This is a genomic window from Gimesia sp. (genome assembly GCF_040219335.1).
In the GTDB taxonomy this organism is placed as follows: Bacteria; Planctomycetota; Planctomycetia; order Planctomycetales; family Planctomycetaceae; genus Gimesia.
Map to the genome: position 1 here is coordinate 733,220 of NZ_JAVJSQ010000029.1, position 18,052 is coordinate 751,271.

An 18,052-nucleotide genomic window follows, 5' to 3' on the forward strand; every position below is an offset into this window, starting at 1 on the left:
CGCTTTGACTACCTGCGGTCCGAGCGATTCCAGCGTTTTTTAGCTTCCTCTTCGAGCTCTTCTGCTTTCTGCCTGGAACGTTTCTTCCAGTTTTTCAGAATAAGAGTCAGCACAATCATCACTGCGAGATATGCTCCCAGGATTTTGAGCAGCCAGATGAGTAATCCGGTGGCGATCTCATTCATGTTGGGGAAGACTCGCGAATTTGACTGCCGAACTCGTCCAGCAGAAACAGTGAGAGAGTGTACAAGACGTTTTGTCTTTTACTCTAAACTGGTCATCGCGCTGATTTCAAGCTGTTTTCCGGATAAGGAAAAGCCAAAAGAAGACAATAGGTCCGGGAGTGGGAATTTACCATTCGTATTGGTTAAATTGACACAAACCGTAACCTTGATCTGATCGGCATTAGGAGCTGGTCCGACCGGAGAGCAGGGGATGTCTGAATTGCCAATAGTCTCTGTCAGGACGGCACTTCCGTCCTCTATGGAGACCAGTACATCGCCCTGATTGGGAGCAGCTGGCTGCGATCCGACAGCCAGTGTTAATGAGTTGAGGGCGACATAGTCCTGAATCAGATTTCCGACAGCCGTGGTTGTCGCTCCAACCTGCGCTGCCTTTCGGGCTCCCTCGATCGTGGCAGCAGTGATGGTTTGCTGCAACATGGCATAAAAGCCGAACTCGAGAATTGCCAGTGAGAGGATCAGGATGATTGGAAATGCGAGTATGAACTCCAGCAGCACTGATCCCCTGCGGTGTTTAGGGTTTTGAGGCCGGTTTGCTCGATCTGTTTTCCAGGTTATTGGCCCACTGTGTTTCATCTGGCGTACTTTGTATCAAGCAGAGTGTTAACGAATGGAGACACTCGTTTAACGCTTGCTAAGTATGGTTATCAATGGATCTGTCGGTTATCGCTGAACTGACAATTGTTTTTGGTTTAAAGAGCTCGAATTCTGCAAGCTCCGCTGTTTCTAGGGTGAAACCAGGGAGATGTGCAATCACCAAGATCAAGGGAACGCAAATTGCTTGCCAAACTGATATTGCAACGTAAAGTTTGCTGACAGATCTTACTGATGTATATGAAATGATATTGGTGTCGCACTGTGTATAAGAACAGTAAACAAACAAAGGTCCGCGGGAATCAACGTTCCGGCGCTGTCGTGCTGGAACTGATCCTGACTGCTCCTGCGTTTATGATCATTATGCTGTCAATCGTGCAAATCTCATTGATTTATACAGCGATTGAGCAAACCGCATTTGCCAGTCGGTATGCGGCGAAGATTGCCTCTGAAACGGCTTCGGGTTCGCTGACTGCATTAAATACGGGACCTAATGGTCCTTTGAAGACAGGCGTTGACAGTATCCTCTATACCGGTGGACTTCCCGATGGGAGTTGCCGGGTGATTTTGGAACACAATGTAGATACGGGGGGCGTCGAAGAGACCATCGCAGATCCTACTCCCCCTGCAGCAAACTGCAACTGTGATCCGCCATCCACGGCGTTACCCGATGTTGTGGGGACTTCACTGGACGAGTCGGTCAGAACAACGGTCTGTGTTCGTCTGGGAAATAACATTCCCGATTTCCTGTCCAGTCTGGGGTTTTCTGTGCAGGATTATATCGTCGAAGAATCCACGACTTACATGCATGAACTTTAATTGTCGGCACTGACAGTAGAGCAACATCGTAAAATAAACTGATTGAAATTCCATGCAGCAATTACAGACTCATCCACAAACTCGAAGAAATCGAAGGGGGATCGCGGTACTCTGGCTGATTCTCTGGGGATCCATGTTCCTGACATTCTTTTGTGTTACCCTGGAATTTGCTTCACTGTGGCAAGCCCAGGTTGAACTGAATAATACTATGGATGCCGCTGCTCTTGCAGCAGCCCGTGAATGGGGAGCCAGTGGGAGTGCTACAACGGAGGTGGCTCGGGATGTTGGGGTGGCTTACGCTAATGCGAATCCGGTTCTGGGGGCGACTGTGCCATTTGCCACCAATTACAATGCTGGAAATACACCAAATCAAAATGCTTCCAACAATGGGAATCTGGTATTTGGGGCTCTGGATTCGACGGTCTCTCCAATCACTTTCAGTTCCGGGGCACAAGGAGGGTGTGCAGCCGGCGATGTGACAATCACGATCACAAAGCCATCGGCAGGCGCTGACGTAACTCCCGATGAGATAGAGGTCATCTTTAATGATGGCGCTGCGAACCTGGAGATTCAGTCAATAGAACTGACCTTACCTACCGCGGCTGTTGGTAATGTGAGCCAGTTACCTTTTTTTGATGCCACCAAGAACCCCGCGGTTTCTCAAACTGCAGGAGACTTCCAGGGGTTAAATGTATTACCAGATGGGATGTCTGGGAACTGGAACTGCCCGAATGGAACAGGCGATATCTGTTTCGAGTTCGATAATCTGGTCGCAGGGCAACCAGGCAGGTACCAGACAGTACGGATGAACTTTGCCCCAGGATCTTTTACTTCAACAGGTGTGCCTGCTACGACCGATTACTTTCATTTCGGGGTTTCGACAAATAATCTTAATCCTCCTGCTTTTCCCGGGAATAATGACGGAGATGCCTGGGGGGATGATGGAGTATCTGCGACGATCACCTTTTATAATTCTGTGACCATGACTACCACCACCGCGACCTCCGTTTTTACTAATACCGGTGGTAACGATGGCGTCTCGCAGGCCTTTTTCACCGGTGCGGGTGGCGGTCTACCAGCAGTGATTGCTCAGACAACGGCACCCGTTCAGGGTTTCTGCAGTTCACTGTTTGGCGTCTCTTTTTTCAACGTGTCTGCATCTTCGACTGCTTACTATGACTGTAGTGCAGGGCAGTCGGCACTGGTGCACGTTACGAATTATGTCTTTCCCTGATCGAAAGATTAAAATCGCATGGCAGAGCGGATTTTCGGGAGTTCTCGAAAATTGTGTGGCTTGATGCGTCAATCGGTTCTTGGCTGGCAGCTGTCCGCTGTGTTTGTTCTGGCACTTCAACCTGATCGATGGTAAAGCACATCATCGCTTCCTTTCCAACTGGGATCTGGCGGACGACTTTCCCTGTCTGAATTCTTTCCTGTCTGCAATAACTACGTTCTGATTGTGAGTCTGCTGGATGGAATCTGGAATAATCTCAGATGACTGTTCAGCGCTGAGAGAAGAATGATGCAGGCATAAAAAAAGCAGACTGTGTGCACAGTCTGCTTATATTTATGCCTGTTGCTTGCGGTGGTATTAGAACCGCTGCTTACCGTCGCCGGGGGCTGGTTGCTTCTTGGCTGGTTTGCCACTCGGTTTCCAGAGCGGATCAGAGGTGTGAGCGGAGTCCATCATGGCTTCCAGCTTCTTGACGAGATCCGGATGTTTTACTGCCAGATCAGTGCCTTCACCCAGGTCTTCCTCGAGGTTGAACAGTTGGGTTTTGCCTTTGAAGATGGGCATGCGAACGGCTTTCCATTCGCCCCACCGGACTGCCTGCTTACCACCCCGTTCGTAGAATTCCCAGTACAGGAAATCGTGTTCTTTCTGCTGGTCAGGTTTGCCTTCCAGGGTGGGGGCAATACTCACGCTGTCCAGGCCCTCAGGGCAGGGGACGTCGGCCAGATCGGCCGCGGTGGCCATCAGGTCGCCGAAGTAGCCGATGTGGTCTGAAACGCTGCCTGCGGGCGTCGTACCGGGCCAGTAAGCGATGAAGGGCACCCGGACACCGCCCTCATACAGATCGCGTTTCATGCCGCGAAGCGGTCCGTTGGCGTCGAAGAATTCCGGATCGTTGCCCCCCTCACGGTGGTGACCATTATCCGAGGTGAAGATGACCAGCGTATTCTGGTCGATATTCAATGCCTTCAGGCGATCCAGGATCTGACCCACGCCAGTGTCCATGCGGGTGATCATGGCTGCCTGACCTTTGTTCTGTTTGGTCCAGTCTTTCTCGTTATAGATGCCATAGTCGGGGACTTCCTGGCCATCGCCGACTTTTCTGCCTGCTTCGTTGTTGGCATGGGGAATTGTAAGTGCAACGTAGAGAAAGAAGGGGTTTTGTGCGCTGCGGTCGATGAACCCCAGGGCTTCCTCCAGGATCAGGTCGTGCGAATAGTCCACTTTTTTCGTGGCCACGCCGCCCAGTCGGTCTTTGCCGGTCGGGCCTTTGGAAATGGTGCTCGGATCAACGACGTTTCGCAGAGCGACTTTCTTGTCATTCTTCCAGAGGAACTCAGGATAGTAGTTGTGGGCGTTGTGCTGGTTCAGGTAGCCATAGAAAAAATCAAAGCCCTGCTTGTTGGGAACTCCCTGTGTGCCTTCCTCACCGATGCCCCATTTCCCCGTCAGTGCCGTCGTGTAACCTGCTTTTTTCAGTAGTTCGGCGACTGTGAAGTCCTTGTCCTTCAGCGACTGGTTTTCCTTGACCCAGGTATTGCCGCGCACACGGGTGTGTCCCATGTGCCGACCGGTCATCAGAACACAACGCGAAGGGGCACACACGGTACTGCCGGCATACATTTGGGTGAATTTCATGCCGTCCGCTGCCATCTGGTCGATGCGGGGCGTCTGGATCTTCTTCTGTCCGTAGCAGCCCAGATCGCCGTAGCCCAGATCGTCGGCCATAATGAAGATGATGTTTGGCTTTTCAGGGGCAGCCGCGAAAGAACGGACCGGCGCGGAACTCAAAAAGCAGAGTGCAGCAGTGATGAGTAACAGGCGAGCGAGTGTTTGCATAACTGGTTTCAATTCATGTTGAAGGTCTTAAATGATTGCGGGCAGCGCTAACTTCTGCACTGACAATTCTGCCACGTTTGGCGTACGTATTCAATATTGAGGCCGGGAACCGGGAATTCCGGGCACTGAACAGAGCCTGTTTCGGCTTTTTTCTGATTTTTTCCAATCTCTGCGGTGTTTACTCGAATCAGGTCCTCTCGGAAATCGATAAAAGTCACAGGAACAGCAGGGGCTGAGTACTATAATGCTTACAGATGTGCCTGTCGTCGAACAGCGGTGGTATTGGAATCAGCGAGTGAGGAGCTGGAAATATGTTACTGACGTGGTGGCGTAATCGTCGACGTCGCAAGATTCTGGCCTCACCGATGCCTGAGCACTGGAAAACCTTTCTGGACCAGCATGTGTCGCAGTTGTCTCGACTTTCCCCCGAACAGCGAGAGCTGCACTATCAGCGTGTGCAGATTTTTATCCAGGAGAAGTACTGGGAGGGCTGCAACGGCTTCGAGATTACTGAAGAAGTTCAGTTACTGATTGCAGGCCAGGCCTGTCTGTTGACGGTTGGTTTTGCCAGCGACTGTTTTGATCGACTGGCGACAGTGCTGGTGTACCCCGATACCTATGTCGCGAAAGAGACACTGGTGAACTCAATTGGTGTCATGACGGAAGGCACTTCTTTCCGGCTGGGTGAGGCCTGGAATCAGGGGCCGATTGTTCTTTCCTGGGCGAATGTGCTTGAGGGGGCTGAGATCCCTGATGACGGCGAAAACGTCGTCTTTCATGAATTCGCCCACTACTATGATGCCATCGATCGTGAAATGAATGGCACCCCTCCTTTAAACAGTGAAGAAGCCTACCAGCACTGGGGCGAGGTGATGACGCGGGAATATGACGACCTGGTGGATCAACTCAGGCACGGACATTCCCGCTTCATAAATCCCTACGCGGCCACCAATCCGGCCGAATTTTTTGCGGTCTGCTCGGAACACTTCTTTGAGCAACCCCTTCAGATGCAAGAGTACTCACCAGAATTATATGAAACGCTGAAACTGTTCTATAGACAGGATCCCGCCGCCGCCGACCGGGGCTGAAATTCCGCTGGGAATTGTCGTGCTGTGTCTGATGCACCACATTGTCGCTTTGAGGCCCAGTGTCTGTATAAGCCGCTCTCAACCGGCAGAATCTGCCGATCGGGAGGGCGTTGTTAAGATATAGGCTTTGATCCAGATAGGAATCCAAGAAGAGTCTAGGGATTCTTTGAGTTCTTTCATCTTGCTGTAACTGTTAGTCGATACTTGAGAGTAAGTCCTTCTCTTGAGCTGAGAAATCTGTTCAGTGGAGAGGGCATCGAATGGATTCACCTTCGAGCAACTTTCAGGTCAAAATAACCTTTGACGTTTTTTTGTTTCTGCCCAGGGATGGTCTGAGTGTTTCTCACAATGGATCGTGAAAAATCACAATAGAATTTTGTGAGGTAATGGAATGCGAAACTCAACAACGTGGTCTCTGGTCATCCTTTCAGGAATGGCCACTCTCTTCTCAGCAGGATGTTCCCACACCGGTAAAATGGCGGGAATGAATCTTCCTCTGGAAGAATCACCACAAATGATATTGGCAAGAACGGCCGAGGAAAAAGGTCAGTTTGTCAAAGCAGAACAGACATATCGTGTCATGTTGCAGCGGAATCCTAAGAATGTAACCGCTTTGCACCGCATGGGCATTGTCAGCTCCAAAATGGGTAAGCACGACATGGCAACCCGTCATCTGATGGAAGCTGTCAAGATCCAGCCGGATAATTCCAAGCTGCTGACCGATCTGGGTTACGCCCTGTATCTGCAGAACGATCTGCCCGCTGCAGAAATCGCACTGGAAGAAGCGATCAAGCGTGATGGCAGTTCCAAGCGGTCATTCAATAACCTGAGCCTGGTTCTGGGGCATCAGGGACGGATGGATGAAGCCTACCAGGTTGCCCGGACTGTTCTGAGTGCAGAAGAAGCCCATGCCAATATTGGCTATATCTGCCTGCAGCGGGGAATGCTGGAAGATGCTTCGCGGCACTACAGCCAGGCTCTGGAAATCAATCCCGAGCTGGACTCTGTTAAGGAAGCGATTGTGCAGATCGCAGAGCTGCAGAAAAAGCAGATGGAGCAGGCCGAACCACAACCTGAGGTCATGGTGGCTGAGACTGCACCTGCAGCTGAAAATGTGGAAGCTGTCATGACTGAAACTGCAGCTGCTCCCGAATCTGAGTTCCGGGTGATTACGGATTCCGACGCCGATGTCATCAATCCTGAGATGATCCCTGCCAGCGAAACTCCAGTTGCCCAGATTTCTGCTGTGCAGGAACTGCCGATTCAGGGATTTGAGCCTCCGCTCAACATCAGCAATGATGATTACATTCCTTCGGACGACGGGGCTTTCTTCGAAACCGTCGAAAGTGCCGAGTCGGTTACAAACGTACGCAGTGCCGAGTAAATTATCAGCCCGACATCAAGTCAAAATAAAAAAGCAGAGGTCTTAAGGCCTCTGCTTTTTTTTTCGTATCATCAACCTGATTTGTAGAGTGAGTCCGTTGTGGAGCCTCCCTCTACATCTGAAAAGGGATTCTCTCAGGGCGCCCGTTGTGGCGTTGTGGTGATCTTGAACTGAGACTGGCTCGCTTGGGACTCCTGTGGATCCAGTTTCTGGAACAACAGCTTGCGATCGAGTTCAGCACGCTCTTTTTTCTCTCCGGTTCGCTGCACATAGGTCGGGGTTAACTGGAAGTGCTTCGGGGAAAACGCCTCATAATCGAACCACAGTACGGCGTTAATCTCCGACCCTCGCATGTCCATGATCATGGTTGCCGGATTTGACTCCTGGTCCAGGTAATAGCGTCCCTTTCTCCGTGGTCCACGGTTAATGCTGTAGACCGTACCATCCTTCTCAAAAATCATGTTGGGACCGCCAGAACTGTGCCAGCGCCCGACCAGAAACTCTTCATCTGATTGCTGGCAGCCAGATAACAGGCTGATGGTTGCCAGTAAGATCCATGGTTTGAGTTGGTTGGTGTGCATCGATTTCCTCAACACTTTGTATTGTCGTGATTCATTAACGTCATTCTTAAGCCTGTACTGAATACAGTTGGACCTGCTCAGTTCCGAGGCCGACTCCATTGTGTGCTGGTTGATTATGACAAGTAAAGAAGGGGGTGTGCAATATCTAAGTAAAAAGGATGAAATGTGGCATATGGGTGGATATGTGGCAGATGGATAGGCTGAAATCCCTCAAAGTGGACAAATAGGTCGGTGTTGTTAACTGTGTACGTTCAGGTAAATTTATTAAAATTGGAATTATAGGGGTTATTTTTGTGGAAATTTCCTGATGGTTACGATACTGATGGTTAGGAATATTAAGATGGAACGTCTGCGCAAAATTTGAATAACAGGCGCAATTATGTGACTACAGGGTCAACGTGATTTGCATTATGGGGCATTTGACTGCCTCAAATGATAGTAATGTCTGCCCTTTGGTTCACTGTCCGCAGGCTACGAAGATACAAACGCACCCAACGATAAGCTGAAAAAAACTTAATCACTCAGGAGTTTCCAGGATGCTGCTTACCAATTGGCTTACCACTTTGACCTCACGCATCAAAAAACGCCCCACCTTCCGCTCGCGTGACCGCCGTGCAATTCGACGTCGCTGGCAGACCGCCACTCAAAACCAGATTACCACGGCTGAAGTGCTGGAAGACAGGACATTGCTGACCACATTTTTTGTGGATGACAATTACACGGGCGCGTCCGACTTCACAGGAACTGATACTGATCCCGTCACAGGCGGTGATCAGAATGCGGTATTTGGTTTCACTGCTTTCGCCACGATTCAGGAAGCAATTAATGCTGCCGCTGCTTCAGGTGACATCATCAACGTTGCCGCTGGCACTTACGCCGAAGATGTGATCGTGGATAAATCCGTGATTCTTCAGGGAGCCAATGCCGGGATTGCAGGTCATGGTGTTCGCGGGGCGGAGAGTCTGATCGATCCGAGTTCACCCTTTGGGATTGAAGTCCGTGCTGATGACGTCACGATTGACGGGTTTGAAATCACGGGACTCAATCGGGATGGGATCAACGTGCGCCCGACAAATTCCGGGCCGGGGTTGTCTACACGCGAAAACATTGTGATCCAAAACAATTACATCCATGAAACACTCGTCCCTGGTAGCCAGGTTAACGGAATTGTGTTTGGGGAAAAAGTTGGCGGCGGACCTGATTCAACTGATGCGGCGACGATCAGCTTTGTCACTATCGCGGACAACTTGATCGATGTAACCGATGATAACACCGCACGCGGCATGGTGATGACTGGGCAGTTCGCGAGCATCCACTACGACAATTTCGACATTACGGGTAATGTCATTCAGGCAAAAAACAACGGGCTCTTTTTTGCGGAAAACCCTGCCATCTATACTGCAGCAGGGATTGAAATCCTGGACAACACTTTCGAATCACCCGGTAGTACGGGGATTAACGCCGGAAACCTCGATTCCACTTCGAAAGTGAACGGGAACACATTCATCAATAATGCCAGTGGGGCGGCCCTCAATTTCGCTGAACCGGGTGGTGAGGTGTTGAACAACATTTTTGAAAACAACACCAACGTGGGATTGTTCTTCTTTGATGATACTTACTTCCCGCAGTCCTCGGAAAATCCCACGGTTACCGGAAACTCCTTCACCAATAATGGTCGTCAGGTGGGGGGAGAAGCACCTGACGTGGATCTGGATGCCATCCTGAACAACAACACCCTGGATGGTGTTGTGGAGGTTTCCAGCAACAGTAATCTCTACGGGAGCATTCAAGAAGCCATTGACAACGCGTTGCCTGGTGATGATGTGACCGTGGTGATCAATGCGACCTACACCGAAAATGTGGATGTCAACAAAGCCGTCACATTGATGGGAGAAGCAACGGTGGACGGCAGTGTCACGGCATCCGTAGCCGGAGCAACCATCGCCCCCGGTTTCAGTCCCGGCACCTTTACCAGTACCGATTTGAATCTGACTGCCGGTTCCTCATTGAGTGTGGAAATCGATGGAACCTCTGGGGGCGGGGTAGTGGGCGGACATGATCAGTACGTGGCAACCGGCAATGTAAATCTGGGTGGTGCCACACTGGACACCACGGGCAGCGACATCATCGGTGCCGTGTTGGGCGATACGTTCGAAATTATCGATGTGGGCGGTACTCTCACGGGCACCTTTACCGGTCTTGACAACGGGGATTCTGTGCTGGTCAACGGTCAGAACTTCCGCATCTATTACAATGGTGGTGACGGGAATGATGTGGTCCTCACCTTCATGCCTCCTGTTCCTGTAACCTATGTGGACACCACTTTCACCGGCGTGAACGGCACCTTCATCACCGACGCCGATCCCAATGAAGGAGGTGATCAAAATGCAGTGATTGGAGTCAATGCGTTCGCCACGATCCAGGGAGCGATTGACAGTGTGGATGCTGGGGGAACGGTCAACATTCTGGCTGGTACTTACAATGAAAATGTGAATGTCGATAAATCAGTGACCCTGGACGGTGTCGGCACTGGCAGCACAATTATTGATAATGCAGGTACTTTGTTTACTGTGACAGCAGACAATGTTCGTTTCCAGGACATGACACTGCAGAATGCTTCGCAGGGGATCCGCGTTGACTTATTTGCAACCAGCGGAACTGCCGACCACCTGCAGGTAGACAATGTGCACTTTATCGACATGAGTTCGCGTGGGATTGAAGTTCACAATAATACTACAGTAACCAATATGAGTGTTGCCAACAGCCTGTTTCAAAATACAGGTACCGGTATTCGGCTCGCCTCTTCGGCTGTTGGAGACGGCATTGATATCACTAACACAGTCTTCGATGGGGGCTCCTTAGGCTTTTATCAGGCCAATGATGGCAGCACAGGTAACGTACGCGACTTGCAGGTGGCTGGTTCGACATTCCGGAACTTTACCGATACCGCAATCTTTGCTGAAGAAATTCGCGACTCTGCCATTGATGGCAACGACTTCGAAGACAACCGCCGTGACTTCACCCTCTTCAAGAATTACACCGGTGCAGGCACCGACGTAGAAAATCTGCAGTTCATTAACAACAACTCAACTGATTCAACGAATTCATCGGTTCTGATCTACGTTGCCAACAGTGGTCTGGCCGGCACCATTGATATTAACGGTAACACTATTAACAGTGATGTCGGAGTATTAGAAGCGAACTGGGCCAAGATCGATGTCCGTCTGGAAGCAGGCTTCACTCATGCTCCGATCAACATCAATGAGAACGAGATCACGTTATCCGGAACCTTCGGAGCCGCGACCGCAGCCTATGGGATTCAGGTGCGAGGGGCCTCGAACAACATCAATATTGAGCGCAATACGCTTGATGGCGGAAGCGTTGGCAGTGCCGGTGGGGATCCAGCGACTTCGGGGATTTTTGTTCGAACTGACGATTCATCAATGGGAGCCGTAGACGCAGCTGCCGTGATCAACGTGCGGAATAACTCGCTCACAGGGTTCGACAATGCCGTCAGTGTTTATGATTCAGTTGCTGCTGGATTCGGTGGTTTGACAGCAGGAGCCCAGTTGAATGTCAACAATAACTCGATCACCGGCAATACGCTGGGGATCGCCAGTGGCGCAGGAGCAACCGTCAATGCCTCAGACAACTGGTGGGGCGGTATCGATGATACAACGATCGCAGGACTGTTAACCGGGCCCGTTGATTTCTCTGCCTACCTCAACGATGGAACCGACACTGACGGTGGTACAGCCGGGTTCCAGGGGGACTATTCTATCTTGAATGTCACTTCACTGGGTGAGCAGACCGGTCCATCCGGACGCATCCAGGAAGCCGTTGAGAAGATCACCCCCGGTGGAACGATCAATGTCAAAAGCGGCACCTATGCCGGGAACGTCGATGCGACGATTACCGGTGTCGATAAATCTGTCACACTGGTGCCGGGGAACAGCCCGGGGCAGGTTGTCATCAATGGCGATCTGAAACTGGACAGCAACGATCAACTGGATATCGAAGTTAATGGGACTGTCGCCGGAACCGAGCATGATCAACTGGTTGTCAATGGTGCCGTCTCTCTGGGAGATGCGACCCTCAACCTGATTCCCGGCTTCACTCCGGCTGATACGCAATCATTTGTCCTGCTGGAAAATGATGATACAGATGGAATCGTGGGCTCTTTCAATGGCTTTCCCGAAGGCTTTGAATTCATCGATTTCTTTGGAGTCACCGGGCTCAGTGCTTACCTGACCTATTCCGGCGGTGATGGCAATGATGTTGCCATCTACACCGAGATCCCGACACCTGTTGTGACAATTCCTGCCGATGGTAATCCGGATGAGTATTCTCTGCAGATTGTCGGTGGCAATGTGATTCTGACCGACGTGAATTCGGGAGATGTGATCTGGAATACTCCCCTGGCTGCCCTCGAGGATACGCTGGTGATCAACGGTGAGGATGGTCAGGATGATACCTTGTCGATCGACATGACCGGTATCGATGATACAACTCCTCTGCAGATTGAGTTCAACGGCGGAACCGGCGGCAATGACGCCATCGCGTTGGTCGGTGGCAGCCTGGTTTCCATGGAATATTTCTTCTTCAATGCCAGTGATGGCAGTATTCAGCTGAATGGTTCCGGAACCGACTTTATTACCTACACCGGGCTGGAGCCGATCTCGTCAACGGTCAATGCCACGAATGTGACTCTGAACTATAGTGGTGTCGATGAAACCATTACTGTCACAGATGCAGGCGCAGGGCAGACAACCGTTGATTCTACGGCTGCTGAGGTAGTCACTTTCAATAATCCTACCGGCACTCTGACCATCAACGCAGGTGATGGAACCGATGTCATAGATATTGACTCACTGGCGCCAAATTTCAGCGGTAACCTGATTATCAATGGGGAAGCAGGCGGTGATGATGTTGTAAGTGTTAATTCAGCAATTTCATTAAATGCCGGGCGATCGCTGACTGTGAATGCCGAAAGGTCGACAGTGAGCAATGGCGTCACTGTGACTGCTACAGGTATTGCATTGAATTCGGAGGTCGTTGACCTGGACGGTGATCTGATTGGTGCTGTTTCCGGTGATGCTAATGTCGTAGTTGTCTTCGGTTCTGCAGGCGGTGCCGATCTTCAGGATGCCGTTGATGTCGCCGGTAATGGTGGTGTCATCAACGTCTCCGCAGGTAACTACCTGGTCTCTTCGACCCTGGACGTTGACGAATCTGTGTCAATCGTTGGTGCCGGGAGCGATGTCGTACAGATCCGCAAAGCAGGGGCACCATCAACTTTCGATATCGTGGTCGATATCTCAGCAGATAACGTTTCCTTAAGTGGCGCACAACTCGGCTGGCAGACACATACGTCCGCCACCGATTACCGTGGTTATGTCGTCTACACCAACGCAGATTATACCACTCTGAATGGCCTGCTCTTCGGTGACAATTACCGTAGTGCCGTGGTCTTCGAAGGGGCTGATTATCTGGAAGTCTCTGACTCCGTTTTCGAAGGAAAATTCGGACGGGCTGCGATTCGTGACGGGGATAGCGGCAGTGGAGAGCACTTCCTGATTACCCGCAACGAATTCCGTGAAGATCATTACCGCTGGGGACCCATCTCCATTGGTCCTCAGGGAACCTTCAACGATCCGAACAATCAGGCTTTCAGTGGTGAGATCTCCTTCAACTATTTCAATAATGGACTCGAAGCAGGGGCCTTCCAGGAAGAGGGCGACCAGAACTATACCATTATTGTCACCAACCAGGGGATGACCGCCGATGGTCTGGATATCATTCATAACACGTTCGTCTGGGAAGACGCCGCGACGGTTAACCAGCTGGGTAATTACGCTCAGGCCGGTGGCGTTTACTTTGATCCCGCTCTTCCGGTTGCTCCCGGTGAAGTCAACATCACCGACAATATTTTCGATGGGTATACCTACCAGGGACCACAGCCTTCAACCGATCCACTCTGGCAGACAGCCGGTGGTGTGTTCGGCGGTGCTCTGGAATTTGACGGAACGGACGATTATGCCTTCTTCCAGGATCCTGCTTTTGATGTGGGTACAGCGGGCACGCTCAGCTTCTGGATTAACATGCATGACACCAGCCGACGCAACATGTTCTTTGAAGGGTTGAACGGTGTTGGTTTTGAATTCCAGTATCGTGAAGACAGTGGTGGGCAGTTCTACGGCAGCCCGGAACGTGATGTCAGTTCGGATAACTATGTCATTCAGGATGGTGGCGCTGCCAACCCCAATGTCTGGCAGAACATTCAATATACGTGGGACTTCAACGCCGCTGGTGGCCCCAAGATGTTCATCTATATTGATGGCACTGAGGTTGGCTACCTGAGCTCTACCTACGATTCTGATCTTTCGCAGTGGGCCGCGACGGTCAATACCGTCAGCGAACTGATTACTGTCGGTAAAGACGCCGGCGGCGGTCGCCACTTTGATGGTCTCATGGATGATGTTGGCTGGTTCAATTCAGTTCTGAATCAGACCGATCGTGATAATATCCGCAACAGCGGCGTAGCAACACTTGCCGCTGATCCACGCCTCGTAGCACACTGGGACTTCGATCAGGCTGCCGGCGATATTGCCATCGACAACAAAAACGGCATCGAAATGTATATCGTTGCCAACGGAATCTCTCCGTTGGGTCCTGTATTCCAGCCTGGATTGGGACAGTTTGGGGGCGCACTTGAATTCGATGGTATCGATGACTTCGCAACCTTCCAGGATCCTTCATTCGACGTAGGTGCACAAGGCACGTTAAACTTCTGGGTGAATATGGATGATGCCGGCAGACGGAATCAGTTCTTTGAAGGGCCGGGAGATGCCGGTCTGGAATTCCAGTATCGTACTAACAGCGGAGGCCAGTTCTTCGGTCGCGCTCAGGATGACGGTGAATATGTCATTTCCAGTGGTGGCGATAGCGCCTATCAAGGAGTCTGGACCAACATCCAATATACCTGGGATGCCTCAACTGGCGAGATGCGGATCTACGTCAACGGTAGCGAACAGAGCTATCTGGGCGGATATGATCAGAACCTGACCGGCTTCGATCTGGCTCACTTTACCGATACGATCAACGGGCTGATGAATGTCGGCCGCGATCCTGGCGACCCTGCTCGTTTCTTCGACGGTATGATGGACGACATTGCCTGGTTTGATACGGTTTTAAGCTCTGTTCTGCTGGATGATATCCGGCTCAACAGCGTTGGCGGTTCTGCTCTGAATGGCGATCCCAGCCTGATTGCCTACTGGAACCTGGATGATGCTCCAGGAACGGATGTCGTTCCCGGCGACGGAGGGACCGGCATCGATCTGATGATTCAGGCTGAACCTCCACAGCCCCCGATTGAAGGCTTTGGTGTCATCGCTCCCTCGAATGCCAACGTGACCTACAACGCATTCAACGACAACGATGTGGATTCCAACGTCGTGCTGGATCCCACAAATCAGTTCGGTGATCCGCTGTTTGCTTATGAAAATGATGTGCTCTACACGCCATCACCTTCACTGGAAGATAAGTTTGCGATCGGCTTCGGTTCCACAGCCGCTTATGGCTCATCTGAGTTTGCCGTAGATACTGCAACCGATACACCTCACATCGGTGCTTTCCAGGACAGCACTCTCTTCGGTAGTGGCGATATCGTCGTCTACGGTACCGGGGAAGACGATCTGCTGGACATCACATTTACTGACGCTAACACCGCCGTCTTTATTCTGACAACCGATGTAGGCGGGGTTGGAGAAACCACGCTTGGGCCAGTTATTCTGACCGGCATCACCTCACTGACCTTTAATGGCCTCGATGGCGATGACATCTTCCGCATCAACAACCCGGTCACCGGTTACGCAGATCCGGTCGGGGGAATTTTCTTCAATGGCGGAACCGGCGGTGAAGATGGTGACGGCGATGTGCTCCAGATTCTGGGCGGAACCGCTACCACCGTTGAACACCAGTTTGCGAATGCCAACGACGGTTCAATCTTCTTCGATGGCGAAGTCACTTCCACGATTACCTACACTGGTCTGGAACCAATCATTGACACGATCACCGCCACCGATCGTATCTTCAGTTACACCGGTGCCGCCGAAACCATCACACTCGCTGATGATGGGGATGTGGGTGACGGAGAATCTCAGATCAATTCGACCTTGGGCGAAATCGTTGTCTTCGCACATCCGACAGGTACATTGACCATCAATACCGAAGTCGCAGGTGGATCGGGCGCTGATACAGTGATTGTCAACGCCGTCGACTCCACTTTCACTGCAAACCTGACAGTGAATGCCGGAAATGATGATACGCTTACCATTGCCGGACCTACCAATATCGGTTCCGGAAACGCCGACCTGAGTGCAGGTCAGGTCAACGTCAATGGCACATTTACAACCAGTGGAACCGTGGACGTCGATGCCAATGATCAGATCACCTTTGCTGCCGCAGGTATCATCGACGCAACTGCGAATACCATCGATCTGACCGCGGGTAACAATATCCAGCTGGGACAGATCACGACCTCCGGCGATGTGACCGTCACCGCGACTGCAGGTGCCATCAGCGATGCGAATGCCGGTAATAACATTACCGCGAACCAGGCAACTCTGACTGCAGGAGCTGGTGCTGGTGTAGGGGATGCTCTGGAAACGGCCCTTGGTTTTCTGGAAGGGAATATCAGCGGCGGTCTGGAACTGGCTGAGCTTAATGGGATTGTCATCGGTAATGCCGGTGGCATCAACGGGCTCACAGTCAGCGGCAATACCACGATTACAGCTGGGGCTGGCCTTGTTGTGAATGAAAACCTCGCTGTCACCGGCGGGGCACTGCAACTGTCAAATGCGTCAGGCAACTTCGACGTCGGTTTTGGAGCTGTCATTTCCAATGATGGAAGTAATCTGATTCAGATTAACTCCGCTGGTCTGATCGTCATGACCGATACCGGCACTCAGATCACCAGCAGTGGTGACGGTACGATTGACCTCGATGCAGCCGTTCATATTCTGCTCACGAATGTGAATACAAGTGGGGAAGTTCAGGTTACAGCAGCCGGCGGTCAGATTTTTGATAATACCGCAGGCGAATCACCTGTCATCACCGCGAATACAGCCGCTCTGCGTGCCGCGACCGGCATCGGTGATGTGGGAGCAGGGGATTTTGATCTGGCCATTAACACGATGGCTGCCGACACGACTAACGGCGATATTTTTATTCAGGAGCCTTCCGCAGCAACGATTGGTACTGTGGATAGTCTCGATGGTATTACCGCTGCCGGCAACATTTCTCTGTCGATTGGCGGCACACTCAATATCAACCAGAAGGTCGAAACAACCGGTGCGGCGTCTATTATTCAGGCAAACGTCCAAGGGGATATCAACGTCAACAGCACCGTGCAGACCAACGGTGGTGGGATCAACCTTTACGCTGACGATAATCTGGCACTGGGAGCGACTTCTCTGGTGGATACCACCACGGCTGAATTGGTAAGACTCTTCGCTGATTTCAACAATGACAGCAGCGGTGGGTTCACACAGGATCAGGGGAGTCTGGTCAATGCACGAGGCGGTGATCTGGTTGCACGGGCTTATGGAGACGTCGAGATTGCCGATCTGCAGAGTGCAGGTGGTCGAGTCGTGGTGACTAGTATTGGGGGGGACGTTGTGGATAATACGACCAGCCCGAGTGAAGCACCATTGATTACCGCAAGTGGAGTTGCATTCCAGGCCGCGGGTAGTGTTGGCGGTGCGGGAGATGCGGATATCGACACCGCAGTGAGTACCCTGTCTGCCAGTGCCACCTCGGGCGACGTTGTTGTCAGCAATACCGGCGCTTTGATCATCGGCGATGTGATTCCCTTGTCTGGCGTATTGGCCACGAATGGTTCAGTAACCGTTTCCGCCTCCAGCCCACTGACCGTTGCCAGCAACGTTTCGGCTTCGGGTACCGTCACGCTGACCTCTACTGATACTGCAGGCCCCGGTGATGATCTGACGATCAACGCCGGAGTGACCGTTGAGTCAACGGGCGCTGATGTGGTTCTGAACTCCGGTGATGACTTCCTGCTGTCACTGACAGGCGAAGTGATTGCCGCGACCACGATCACGATCAATATCGATCCGATTACTGATGGGGCCGGAGCTATCGTTGATCTGCTGGGCAATGTCAATGCGACGCAGACCACCATCAACGGTGGAGACGACAGCGATATCTTTAACATCCTGCCGACCGTTGATTCACCGATCACCGTGAATGGC

Annotated in this window: 9 protein-coding genes; 5 read left to right on the forward strand and 4 right to left on the reverse strand. The window is 51.6% G+C overall.

What is annotated here, in order from left to right; genetic code table 11:
- Window positions 1–8: 8 nt before the first annotated feature.
- Window positions 9–185 (reverse strand): hypothetical protein, encoded by a 177-nt coding sequence (locus tag RID21_RS24670; protein ID WP_197993850.1) that lies wholly within the window; start codon window positions 183–185, stop codon window positions 9–11.
- A gap of 78 nt (window positions 186–263) precedes the next feature.
- Window positions 264–740: a TadE/TadG family type IV pilus assembly protein gene (locus RID21_RS24675; protein WP_197993851.1), complete on the reverse strand. Its 477-nt coding sequence runs from the start codon at window positions 738–740 to the stop codon at window positions 264–266.
- A 360-nt stretch (window positions 741–1,100) separates the two neighbouring features.
- On the opposite strand from RID21_RS24675, the gene RID21_RS24680 reads away from it, so the two are divergent.
- Together RID21_RS24680 and RID21_RS24685 are read left to right on the forward strand one after the other, a co-directional pair.
- Entirely contained in the window at window positions 1,101–1,655 is a 555-nt protein-coding gene (locus tag RID21_RS24680) for a TadE/TadG family type IV pilus assembly protein (protein ID WP_145037748.1), read from the forward strand.
- Between the two features lie 52 nt (window positions 1,656–1,707).
- Window positions 1,708–2,889, forward strand: coding sequence for a pilus assembly protein TadG-related protein (locus RID21_RS24685; RefSeq protein WP_350193548.1), 1,182 nt, complete (start codon window positions 1,708–1,710; stop codon window positions 2,887–2,889).
- Between the two features lie 357 nt (window positions 2,890–3,246).
- Here RID21_RS24685 and RID21_RS24690 read toward each other — a convergent pair whose 3' ends face one another.
- Window positions 3,247–4,728, reverse strand: coding sequence for an arylsulfatase (locus RID21_RS24690; RefSeq protein ID WP_350193550.1), 1,482 nt, complete (start codon window positions 4,726–4,728; stop codon window positions 3,247–3,249).
- 311 nt (window positions 4,729–5,039) lie between these two features.
- Between RID21_RS24690 and RID21_RS24695 the strand changes: the two genes are divergently transcribed.
- Complete coding sequence (locus RID21_RS24695) at window positions 5,040–5,816, forward strand: M90 family metallopeptidase (RefSeq protein ID WP_350193552.1); 777 nt, start codon at window positions 5,040–5,042, stop codon at window positions 5,814–5,816.
- Window positions 5,817–6,330: 514 nt separating this feature from the next.
- Complete coding sequence (locus RID21_RS24700; protein WP_350193554.1) at window positions 6,331–7,200, forward strand: tetratricopeptide repeat protein; 870 nt, start codon at window positions 6,331–6,333, stop codon at window positions 7,198–7,200.
- Between the two features lie 134 nt (window positions 7,201–7,334).
- Here the strand turns inward: RID21_RS24700 and RID21_RS24705 are convergent, their stop codons facing one another.
- Window positions 7,335–7,781 (reverse strand): hypothetical protein, encoded by a 447-nt coding sequence (locus tag RID21_RS24705; RefSeq protein WP_350193556.1) that lies wholly within the window; start codon window positions 7,779–7,781, stop codon window positions 7,335–7,337.
- Between the two features lie 536 nt (window positions 7,782–8,317).
- Between RID21_RS24705 and RID21_RS24710 the strand changes: the two genes are divergently transcribed.
- Window positions 8,318–18,052, forward strand: a 9,735-nt coding sequence (locus tag RID21_RS24710; RefSeq protein ID WP_350193558.1) for a LamG-like jellyroll fold domain-containing protein, incomplete at its 3' end; no start/stop codon positions are given.